Source organism: Gilliamella sp. B2969 (assembly GCF_026536195.1).
Lineage (GTDB): Bacteria > Pseudomonadota > Gammaproteobacteria > Enterobacterales > Orbaceae > Gilliamella.
Window position 1 is genome coordinate 310,007 of record NZ_JAFNOP010000001.1, and the last position, 11,348, is coordinate 321,354.

At 35.1% G+C, this 11,348-nt stretch carries 10 protein-coding genes; 4 read left to right on the forward strand and 6 right to left on the reverse strand.

What is annotated here, in order from left to right; translation table 11 throughout:
* Positions 1 to 63: 63 nt before the first annotated feature.
* Positions 64 to 1,890: a translational GTPase TypA gene (gene typA, locus J3U66_RS01385; RefSeq protein WP_323849443.1), complete on the forward strand. Its 1,827-nt coding sequence runs from the start codon at positions 64 to 66 to the stop codon at positions 1,888 to 1,890.
* Positions 1,891 to 1,954: 64 nt separating this feature from the next.
* Here typA and J3U66_RS01390 read toward each other — a convergent pair whose 3' ends face one another.
* Both J3U66_RS01390 and J3U66_RS01395 read right to left on the reverse strand, forming a co-directional pair.
* The gene (locus tag J3U66_RS01390; protein WP_065634698.1) at positions 1,955 to 2,374 is read right to left on the reverse strand and encodes an RnfABCDGE type electron transport complex subunit B; all 420 of its coding nucleotides are present in this window, start codon (positions 2,372 to 2,374) and stop codon (positions 1,955 to 1,957) included.
* Positions 2,374 to 4,086 carry a formate--tetrahydrofolate ligase gene (locus tag J3U66_RS01395; RefSeq protein WP_416379700.1) on the reverse strand — a complete coding sequence of 571 codons (1,713 nt, stop codon included), beginning with the start codon at positions 4,084 to 4,086 and terminating at the stop codon, positions 2,374 to 2,376. Before J3U66_RS01395 ends, J3U66_RS01390 begins: the two co-directional genes overlap by 1 nt.
* A 139-nt stretch (positions 4,087 to 4,225) precedes the next feature.
* On the opposite strand from J3U66_RS01395, the gene sohB reads away from it, so the two are divergent.
* The 3 genes from sohB to J3U66_RS01410 all read left to right on the forward strand — a co-directional run bounded on the left by sohB (position 4,226) and on the right by J3U66_RS01410 (position 9,211).
* On the forward strand, positions 4,226 to 5,335 hold the full coding sequence (gene sohB, locus J3U66_RS01400; RefSeq protein WP_267347649.1) for a protease SohB: 1,110 nt from the start codon (positions 4,226 to 4,228) through the stop codon (positions 5,333 to 5,335).
* A gap of 551 nt (positions 5,336 to 5,886) precedes the next feature.
* Positions 5,887 to 7,587 (forward strand): aspartate-alanine antiporter, encoded by a 1,701-nt coding sequence (aspT, locus tag J3U66_RS01405; protein ID WP_267333467.1) that lies wholly within the window; start codon positions 5,887 to 5,889, stop codon positions 7,585 to 7,587.
* Positions 7,588 to 7,615: 28 nt separating this feature from the next.
* A complete protein-coding gene (locus tag J3U66_RS01410; protein WP_267333466.1) occupies positions 7,616 to 9,211 on the forward strand; it encodes a bifunctional aspartate transaminase/aspartate 4-decarboxylase in 1,596 nt (531 codons plus the stop codon).
* A 707-nt stretch (positions 9,212 to 9,918) separates the two neighbouring features.
* Here the strand turns inward: J3U66_RS01410 and J3U66_RS01415 are convergent.
* From J3U66_RS01415 to J3U66_RS01430, 4 genes are all read right to left on the reverse strand, one after another.
* Positions 9,919 to 10,104: a hypothetical protein gene (locus J3U66_RS01415; RefSeq protein ID WP_065798700.1), complete on the reverse strand. Its 186-nt coding sequence runs from the start codon at positions 10,102 to 10,104 to the stop codon at positions 9,919 to 9,921.
* A gap of 265 nt (positions 10,105 to 10,369) precedes the next feature.
* Positions 10,370 to 10,669, reverse strand: a complete 300-nt coding sequence (locus J3U66_RS01420) for a hypothetical protein (RefSeq protein WP_267343907.1) — start codon at positions 10,667 to 10,669, stop codon at positions 10,370 to 10,372.
* Positions 10,670 to 10,686: 17 nt separating this feature from the next.
* Complete coding sequence (locus J3U66_RS01425) at positions 10,687 to 10,836, reverse strand: hypothetical protein (RefSeq protein ID WP_179854744.1); 150 nt, start codon at positions 10,834 to 10,836, stop codon at positions 10,687 to 10,689.
* Between the two features lie 330 nt (positions 10,837 to 11,166).
* A partial coding sequence (locus J3U66_RS01430) for a hypothetical protein (RefSeq protein ID WP_267347650.1) occupies positions 11,167 to 11,348 on the reverse strand: 182 nt, incomplete at its 5' end.

Genomic DNA, 11,348 nt, shown 5'->3' on the forward strand with positions numbered 1-11,348 from the left:
TTCGAGTAAAAAGGTGTACAATATTGCGCCTAAAGAATCTGTCTCCTAATTGGGATTTTAATTGTGATTGAAAATTTAAGAAATATAGCCATTATTGCGCACGTTGACCATGGTAAAACAACATTGGTTGATAAATTGTTGAAACAATCGGGCACGCTTGATAATTTGCGTGGTGATGATAACGAGCGAATAATGGACTCAAATGCGCTTGAAAAAGAGCGTGGTATTACTATTTTAGCTAAAAATACGGCTATTAATTGGAATGGGTATCGCATTAACATCGTTGATACCCCAGGACATGCTGATTTTGGTGGTGAAGTTGAACGCGTAATGTCGATGGTTGATTCGGTATTATTGCTGGTTGATGCAATGGATGGCCCTATGCCACAAACCCGTTTTGTAACACAAAAAGCGTTTGCTTATGGGTTAAAACCAATTGTTGTTATTAATAAAGTTGACCGTCCAGGCGCACGACCTGATTGGGTTGTTGATCAAGTCTTTGATCTATTTGTTAATTTGGGTGCAACTGATGAACAGTTGGATTTCCCAATAGTTTATGCTTCAGCATTAATGGGTATTGCAGGTCTTGATCATGAGCATATGGCGCAAGACATGACACCATTATTTGAAGCAATTGTGAAATATGTTGAGCCACCAAAAGTCGATTTAGATGGTCCATTCCAAATGCAAATCTCACAACTTGATTATAATAATTATGTTGGTGTTATCGGGATTGGTCGTATTAAACGTGGTCGGGTTAAACCAAATCAACAAGTAACAATCGTTGATAGTGAAGGCAACAAACGTACTGGTAAAGTAGGTCAAGTTTTAGGTCATTTAGGCTTGCAACGTTATGAAGCTGAAGTTGCCGAAGCGGGTGATATTATTGCTTTAACTGGTCTTGGTGAATTGGGTATTTCTGATACAATTTGTGATAATAGTTGTGTTGAAGCTTTACCTGCGTTAACCGTAGATGAACCAACAGTTACTATGTTCTTTAACGTAAATAGTTCACCTTTTGCCGGTAAGGAAGGTAAGTTTGTCACATCTCGTCAAATTTTAGAACGTTTAAGAAAAGAACTGGTTCATAATGTGGCACTTCGTGTTGAGGAAACGCCTGATCCTGATGCATTTAAAGTGTCGGGTCGCGGTGAGTTGCACTTATCTGTGTTAATTGAAAATATGCGCCGTGAAGGTTATGAGTTAGGTGTTTCGCGTCCTAAAGTTATTTATCGTGAAATCGACGGTAAAAAACAAGAACCTTTTGAACAAGTAACGCTTGATATTGAAGAACAACATCAAGGTTCAGTGATGGAAGCACTTGGTTTGCGTAAAGGTGATCTAACTAATATGTTACCTGATGGTAAAGGGCGTGTGCGTTTAGATTATGTCATTCCTAGTCGTGGTCTTATCGGTTTTAGAACGGAATTTATGACAATGACTTCAGGTACTGGTTTACTTTATTCGACTTTTAGTCATTATGATGATGTTCGTCCTGGTGAAATTGGCCAACGTAATAATGGTGTGATGATTTCTAACGGTACCGGTAAAGCATTAGCGTATGCACTTTATAGCTTGCAAGACCGTGGTAAGTTGTTCTTGGGTCATGGTGCCGAAGTGTACGAAGGTCAAATTATTGGTATTCATACACGCTCTAATGATTTAACTGTTAACTGTTTAACGGGTAAAAAACTAACCAATATGCGAGCATCAGGTACTGATGAGGCAACCACGCTTTCACCACCAGTGAAAATGTCATTAGAACAAGCATTAGAGTTTATTGATGATGATGAGTTAGTCGAAGTTACGCCATTGTCTATTCGTTTACGTAAACGTCATTTAACTGAAAATGATCGTAAGCGCGCATTTAGAAGTAACAATAAAGACTAATTGTTGAGAATGCTAACAGCTCAATGGGTTGTTAGCATTTATTCTGCTTAAATTGAAAACCTCGCTAATTAGCGAGGTTTTTTCTTGCCTTAACTCTGGCTATTGCATCAGCAATGGATTGTTTTCGATCTTTTTGACTCGTATCACTTGTGTTTTTAACTTCCATTGTGCGCGGAAATAAGATCGTTGGTGGTACCAGTTGATTGTGATTTAACCGTTGTTGTTTTTTTTGTGTTAATTGTAACTCTTCACTTTCGGTTAATGCCTCACCTAAAGTACTTAGGGTAATACAGTCGGTAGGGCAGGTATTGATGCAATTACTGCATGATGTACATAACTTCGGCAAAATGGTATGTAATACTTGTTTGCTGCCAACAATTGCATCTGTCGGGCAGACGCGGATGCATTTGCCACAACCTATACAGTTTTGTTCATCAATAAACGCTTTATATTGTTGTTTGGTTTGCATAATCACTTCTTGCATTAACTTAAACCTACAATATTACCATCTTTGTCAATATCGATTTGTCGATAAGCCGGATTAGTCCCAAGCCCTGGCATAGTCATCACATTGCCTGCGTAAACACGAATAAATCCCGCCCCTGCTGAAATTGCTAAATGGCTAATGTCAACGTCAAAGTTGGTTGGCACATTTTTTAAGTTGGCATCAGCACTAATTGACATTGGTGTTTTAGCAATACATAGCGGTAGATGATCGAGCTTTAATGCCTCAATTTCTTTGATATTTTCGATTGCTTTAGCTGATAGGTTAGCTTTGTTAGCACCGTATTTTTTCACCATAGTTTGGATTTTATCAATTAGTGGCATTGTGTTAGGGTAAGGTAATTTAATTTCACTTGGCATCTCACACGCTTTAATTACATGGTTAGCTAATTTTTCAGCACCCTTGCCACCTTTAGTAAACACTTCGCTAACCTCACAAGCAAATGCGCCATGTTCAACGGCATATTTTTGTAAGAATGCGAGTTCTTCTTCGCTATCATGTGGGAAACGGTTAATCGCAACTATGACTTGTAGCCCATAACTTTTGGCATTTTTGATATGCCATGCTAAGTTAGCGGCGCCAATTTCAAGTAATTCAACATTAGATTCAGAGATTTCTTTTGGAATTGCTTGACCCGGTTTAATATTATATTTACCGCTGTTGGATTTTAAACTTCGAACAGTTGCCACCAATACCACGCAATCGGCTTTGATACCTGCTTGACGATATTTGATATTAAAGAATTTTTCCATTCCCATGTCAGAACCAAATCCAGCTTCAGTAACCACATAGTCGGCAAGTTTTAATGCAATGCGGTCAGCAATCACCGAGGAGTTTCCATGTGCAATGTTAGCAAAAGGACCTGCATGAATTAACACCGGCGTATTCTCAACTGTTTGCATTAAATTTGGATTAATAGCATTTTTTAGTAATACAGTCATTGCGCCAGCTACTTCAAGCTGTTCGGCAGTTATTGGTTGGCCTTGCGTATTATAAGCTAATATAATGCGACCAATACGAGCACGCATATCCTGTAAATCTGAGGCTAACGCTAAAATTGCCATTAATTCTGATGCAGCTGTTATTTCAAAACCATCACGTCTTTCAACGCCATTTAAGCCTCCACCAACTCCAACAGTAATATTGCGTAAAGCACGATCGTTGTGATCGATAACACGTTTCCAAACGATACGATTGACATCAATATTTAATCGGGCTAACCCTGTTTGTGCGGTAAATTCATCACCTAAACGATCTTCATGATATAAACGAGAGTCCAATGCAGCAGAAGCTAAATCGTGAGCCGCAGTAATTGCATGAATGTCACCTGTTAAATGTAGATTTAAGGTTTCCATGGGTAATACTTCGGCTTGCCCACCACCGGCGGCCCCACCTTTAACGCCAAAAACGGGACCAAGACTTGGTTGACGAATACAAGCAATTGCTTTTTTCCCAATATAGTTTAGACCTTCACTTAGTCCAATAGTATTGACGGTTTTCCCTTCACCTAAAGGCGTTGGCGTAATGGCTGTTACAAGGACTAATTTACCATTTTCTCTATTTTGGTTGGCGTTTATAAGTGATAAGTCAATTTTTGCGACATATTTGCCGTAAGGTAGTACAAACTCCTCAGGAATATTAGCTTGCTTGGCGATTTCGGTAATTGGACGTAAAGACATTTTAATTCTCATATAACAGTAAATTAGGCTATCAGTATAAATAATTTGATTTGCCGAATAAAGCAACAATTTTATCTTTGTTAATTTTCGGCACATTCCTTTATTATATTGTTATAATAATTGTAACATTCACTCTAAGGATAATTGTTAAATGAATTTTTTTTCACAATATGCACTTTTTTTAGCTGAAACCGTGACAGTGGTAGTCGCTATTTTAGCGGTACTGATTTTTATTATCAGTCAACGTCGAAAATCGGTAACAGCAGCAGGACGCCTATCTGTTAAAGATATCAGTGAAGAATACGAACAAATTAAAGATGATATGTTAGTCTCTAGCATGGATGAAGTTGAGGCTAAACAGTTTAATAAAGATCTAAAAAAACAGAAAAAAAATGAGAAAAAACAAGCAAAATTAGCGATTAAACAAAAGAAACAACAAATAAAAAGCAGTGAACAAACGACAGATACCACGGCTGTAGACAGTTCAGCTATTGAAGCCTTAAGTGAACCACAGCAAAAGTCCAAGCCAAAGCTATTTGTGTTATCTTTTAATGGCAGTATGGATGCACATGAAGTTGAAGAATTACGCCAAGAAATTACTGCGGTTTTAGCCATTATTAACCCCGAAGATGAAGTTGTCGTTAAGCTTGAAAGCCCAGGCGGCGTCGTTCATGGTTATGGTTTAGCGGCTTCACAACTATTACGTTTTAGAACACGTAATATTCCTTTTACCGCCGTTGTTGATAAAGTAGCTGCAAGTGGTGGATATATGATGGCATGTACCGCCAATAAAATAGTCGCGGCACCTTTTGCAATCGTTGGTTCAATTGGTGTGGTTGCGCAAATTCCAAACTTCAACCGTTTACTTAAAAAGCATGATGTCGATATTGAATTACAGACCGCAGGTGAATACAAACGTACATTAACGATGTTTGGTGAAAATACGGATGAAGGTCGTCAAAAATTTAAGCAAGAGCTGGAAGAAACCCATCTATTATTTAAGGATTTTGTGAAAGAATATCGGCCTAATATCAATATAGATGAAGTTGCTACCGGCGAACATTGGTTTGCTACTCAAGCTAAAGATAAAGGTTTAGTTGACGAAATTAGTACCAGTGATGACTTTATCTTATCGCATTTAGATACCCATAAAATTATCTCGGTCAGTTATCAACGTAAGCAAAAACTCTCTGAAAAATTGTCAAAAAACGTGGTAAAAAGTATGGAAAGACTATTTTTTAGACAAGGAAATGGGCTGTAAAGCCCTTTTTATTTTCTACAATTTTTATTATTCAACAAAAATATATCGCATAGTAAAAAACTACATACGAGTTAGCCTTATATGTAAGGGAAACTTCAAAAGTAAGATATTTATATTTAACTTATTTGTTCAAATAATATTTTTTGAAAATAGTTTTTCGGATAAAACATTTTTGGAAATAAACAATTATGATTATGTTAATTGTTTATACTGACTGAGTGAAAACTTTTCTTATTTTCTTTTTTATGTAAAGTATCAAAGAAAATATTTCTATTCGTTGTATTTATAGGGTTATAGTTGCCTAACGATTAACGACGGTCAAACAAGCAAAAGTGTAGATCTTATAAATATCGTAGTGTTATAAAAAAATAAGACATTGCATTGTTATTTTTTTATAAATAATATCAATTATAAAAATTAACTTTCTATTCTTGCAATAGCAGTTTAATATATAAACGTATTCATAAAATTGAATGAATATTCTTTAAGTCCCTTTTTATTTCTTTTCTTACATTCTTAATTCATCTTTTTAGCACTTGAGGACAATTATTATGTTTCAATGGCTTTCACACTGGATTTTAAATGGGATTCAACACTCACCCGAAATTCTTTTATTTCTTTCTTTGAGTTTAGGATATTTAATTGGTGCTATTCGGATTGGTAAATTCCAACTGGGTGGTGTTGCAGGTTCGTTACTGGTTGCCGTTGCATTGAGTGTTTTTGGCGTGACAGTTGATGCTGGCGTTAAGGCGGTTCTTTTCGCGCTCTTTATTTATGCGGTTGGTTTTGAAAGCGGACCACAGTTTTTTCGTTCGCTTGGTGTCAAAACTTTGCGTGAAATCTTTTTAGCGTTATTTATTGCCGTTGCAGGTTTAGCGACAGTTGTTGTGTTAGCTAAAGTGTTTAATTTAGATAAAGGTCTAGCTGCGGGGCTTGCTGCTGGTGGTCTTACTCAATCTGCCATTATGGGCACCGCATCTGATGCATTAAGTCAATTAGGGTTAAGTGTTGAAGAACTTCATAAAATGCAAGCTAATGTCACTATTGGTTATGCAGTAACCTATATCTTTGGTTCTTTAGGCGCCATTATTATTTGTGTCAATATTTTGCCAAAAATCATGGGAAAAGATATTGCTGATGACGCTATAAAAGCACAAGCAGAACAATTGCATGGTTCTTTATTGTTAGGTTCTAATCAAAATTTAGCACTATCAGATATTACCGGTCGTTTATATCGCGTGACGAATAAAATTGATCAGAATGTTAGCGAAATTGAGAAAACAGTTAATGGTATAAGTATTGAAAAAATAAAGCGTGGCAATAAAATTATTGAAGCCACACCAGACACAGTTATTGAAGTTAGGGATATTATTTTAGTTGTTGGCCACCGTGATGCAATGATTCAAGCAAGTGATCTTCTTGGCACTGAAATTAATTCAGTATCGGGTATGGATGTTGTGATGAATACTCAAGACGTTGAGATGCGTAATTCACGTTATGTTGGCGAAAATTTAACACAAGTCCTATCATCGGAAGAGGTTATTCAATTAAAGCATGGTATTTATCTAATTGCAATTCATCGAGATGGCGAGTCATTGCCATTAAATAATGATATTTATTTAAAATTAGGCGATGTGATAACCATTTATGGCTCTGATGGTGATCTTAAACGTGTTGTTGATAAAATTGGTGCGCCGATTACTCGTAGTGAAAAAACTGACTGGATTTTCCATGGTTTAGGATTGGTTGTTGGTCTTATTATCGGTTTAATTGTTATCCGTGTGAGCGATATCCCAATTACATTAGGCGCTGGTGGTGGGGCTTTGTTGTCAGGTTTGTTATTTGGTTGGTACCGTTCAATTCATCAAACTGTTGGTAACATTCCAAGTGGTGCTATTCAATTATTGAAAGATTTTGGCTTAGCTGGTTTTGTTGCTGTAGTTGGTTTAAGTTCTGGTTTACAGGCAATTAATACCATTGAAGAACAAGGATTATCGCTATTTTTAATTGGAGTGGTTGTTACTGTCTTGCCTATGTTATTAGCTATTTACTTTGGTAAATATGTCCTTGGCTATAAAAATGTAGCGGTATTTGCTGGTGCATTGGCGGGAGCTCGTAGTGCTAATCCAGCTTTCGGTGAAGTGCTAAATAAGGCAGGAAATTCTACACCAACCAATTCTTTTGCTATTACTTATGCTTTAGCTAATGTTTTCCTAACTTTGTTAGGTCCATTAGTTGTGGCTTTTGTTTAATTGGAATATAAAAGTAAAGGTACAGATCATGAAAAACACAACAGACTTTTCAAAGTATGCCAATTTGAGTCCTTTTGAGTTAAAAGATAATTTAATTAAACTTGCACAAAGTCGTGCAGATCGCGTTATGTTAAATGCCGGTCGTGGTAATCCTAATTTTCTTGCTACTTTTCCTCGTCAGGCGTTTTTTCAATTAGGCGTGTTTGCTATTCAAGAATCAGAAATGTCTTATTCTTACTTGAATGAAGGGGTAGGTGGCTTTCCCATTAAAGCCGGTCTAACTGGGCGTTTTGAGCATTTTATTCGACAAAATTACCAAACGCCTGGTGTTGCTTTTTTAGGTAAAGCATTTTCTTATATTCGTGATCAGTTAGGTCTTGATGAGAATAAGTTTTTGCAAGAAATGGTTGAAGGCATCTTAGGATGTAATTATCCCGTTCCCGATCGAATGTTAACCTTAAGTGAGGAAGTGGTAAAATCTTATGTGCTTGAGCAAATGGGTGCGCAGTATTTACATCGTGATGAATTAGACCTTTTTGCAGTTGAAGGTGGCACAGCTGCTATGGCCTATATATTTAATTCAATGAAAGAGAATGGATTAATTGAAAAAGGGGACAAAATAGCTATCGGCGCGCCTATTTTTACCCCATATCTTGAAATACCGAGTTTAAATGATTATCAACTCGTTGAGGTACTAATCAATTCAGATCCAAATCTAAATTGGCAATACCCTGAATCTGAATTACGTAAATTAGAAGATCCATCCATTAAAGCTTTTTTCCTTGTTAATCCGTCTAACCCACCTTCAGTTAAAATCGATAATAAAAGCTTAAAAATTATTGCTGATATTGTGAAAAAACGCCCTGATTTGATCATTTTAACTGATGATGTTTATGGGACTTTTGCTGATAACTTTCAATCTTTATTTGCTATTTGCCCTAAAAATACCATTTTAGTTTATTCATTTTCTAAATATTTTGGCGCGACAGGTTGGCGTTTAGGAGTAATTGCGCTTAGCCATGATAATGTTATCGACAAAACTATTAGAGCATTACCAAGTAAGACAAGAAAGATTCTTGATAAACGTTACAGTTCAATTGTTACCGATCCTGAAAATCTCAAATTTATTGATCGCTTAGTAGCAGATAGCCGAGCGGTTGCCTTAAATCATACTGCCGGTTTGTCAACGCCACAGCAAGTACAAATGGTTCTTTTTGCGTTATGTGAAATGATGGATGCCGATCAAAGTTATAAGGCGACGTTAAAGACGATTATTCGTCGCCGTGCGGCTTCACTTTATCAGCATTTAGGTTTGAAACACAAAACAGATGAAAACAATGTCGATTACTATACGCTAATTGATTTAGAACATATTTGTCGAGAACTTTATGATGATAAGTTTGCTAAATGGATCTTAAAAAATAAAAATCCTTCTGAAATGCTATTTAGAATTGCCGATGAAGCAGGAGTGGTATTGCTTCCAGGTAAAGGATTTGCGGTGCAGCATCCGTCTGCGCGTGCTTCCTTGGCCAATTTAAATGAGTATCAATATGCCGCAATCGGTTTATCAATGCGTAAACTGGCTCAGGAATATTATGATGAGTATAAAACAAAAAGTAAGTAACTGATAACATCAATTTAATCTTAACAAGTTAACAGTGTTAGGCCCTGACTTGATAGTTAGGGCTTTTTTATTGTCTGTATTCAGTTATATTTTTTATTTCATTTAAAATTATATTATAGATTTTTTTAAAATCTTAAAAAATTACTCTGAATCGATATTAGTATCAAACGTCAATTTGTGTGTCCGTCTTCGACAATAACTATAAATTTATAGAGTGTTTAAAACTGCGTTAAATGTGATGATAAACATATCTGTATCAGAAAATTCAAATCTATTGCGTTGTCATTAGGCGATGTTTTTTGATACTTCGTTATCATTGTGTACTAAGTTTGGATAATATCTAGGTCTTATCTATTATTAAAACAAGATTAAATCAATTTCAGGGCGTTTTATTGAAAGCAATTGATTTATCTAAAATTGAAAAATATTTATTACTTATTCAATTATGCTCTACTTTATTAGCTTACCAATTATGTTATGACTTTTTTTGTTATTGCGTAACGTTATGGTTATTTTTTAGTTTTGCTATTCTTTATAATTATTATTTTTAAGTACTTTTATGGTAAAAGATCAAAAAATTATTTTAGAACATAATGTAAAGATTGAATGTATTATTTTAATAGATTAATTTGATAATTCATCTATTGAATAAATGCCATTATTTTTCACAATTTTAATGTTTTTTATTTATATAAATAATGAGGTAGTTAATCTTTAAAATCATTGCGATGTTTGATTTCAAATTCATTTTTACAATTCTGGTTGCAATATGCTAATCCATCAGGAGTTGGATTGTTGCAATTACGGCAGTATTTGTTAATTTTTTGAGCAAATACATTAGAATCATTTAAGATTGATTCTATATCCTTTTCAGGACTGTTTTTTATTACCATACAAATTATCCTCAATAATGAAATAAGATTTTCAAATTCAACGATGATTTAATAACTTTATTTTGTTATTCAGTATCTCGCTCAGATTAACTGTTTGATAAAAGACTGGTATTTTTGCTAATAAGGAAAATTGTAAATTAATGTAATCTGTATTGTATATCTGTTTTAATATCAACCTATTCTTTTATATCTGTCTCTGTTTTTTAGCATGAATACTGAGTTGTTTATCATCTAATTTATTTTCTGTTAATTTAATTAAGCTACATTAATAAGCATTTTTATTTAATAACATTAGTGAATGTTGTTTAAATTCAAACTGTGCTTGAGAATAACAAATATCAATAATAAATTGGTGATATATCTTTGCATCAACACTATGGTTGTCTAATTTTAATTTAAGTAATGCCAATATTTGCCAATCATTCTCATTACTAAAATTGCCCATTAGCTCATCAGCACGTTTATCAATCCATTCCTCTTGAGCATCTTGTTGTTCGATTTTATCGAGCATTTTGTAATAACTCGCTTCGTAGCTATTTTCGACTAATTGTTGCAACTGACGCATGATTCACCCAATTGTCATTAATAAAAAGCAATTAACAAGGCGACCAATCCCATAAAGATTAATATTAGATTGGCAAAGTAGATAAATCGGATTTCGTGTTTAGTCAATTGATAATCTTTGTCAAATCTGTTTTTGGTTTTAATATTAATAAAATCTCTATTAATCATGATATTTCCTTAAAAAAGGCCCCAACATGTTGGGGCGAAGGATGTGGTCTGTTCGCAGTCTTTCCCGCTGTCCTTTTCCTAACAACAGTGTGCGTGAGTGCTGATAGGATAAGATATGGCAGTATTAATTGTGTTATGTGTAATTAACACTGCCATCAGCCGCAGTTTACCGTCATGCCTGTGACATGTATCAAAACCGCAGTATGTTCATATGCCCCTGCTAGCTACTTGAATCTTGTTAACACATTAAATAACTCGTAGTCTTGTTTAATGACGCTGTTAACTTGATTGGTTTTGATGTGGTAATGATAATATATGTTATCATTAGTGTCAATAATTAAAGTTATTGATTTGTGTTTTTTGGTTATTATTTGTTATCGCTAAAGGCAACGCTACATTATTGAGGTGAAACGGTCTCAGCCCAATAACGGGCTGTGGTGGGGAATTTGTTATGTTATCGATTATCATCATTGCCGGTGCGGATTGACATGGAATGATGAGCGTTTTATCTA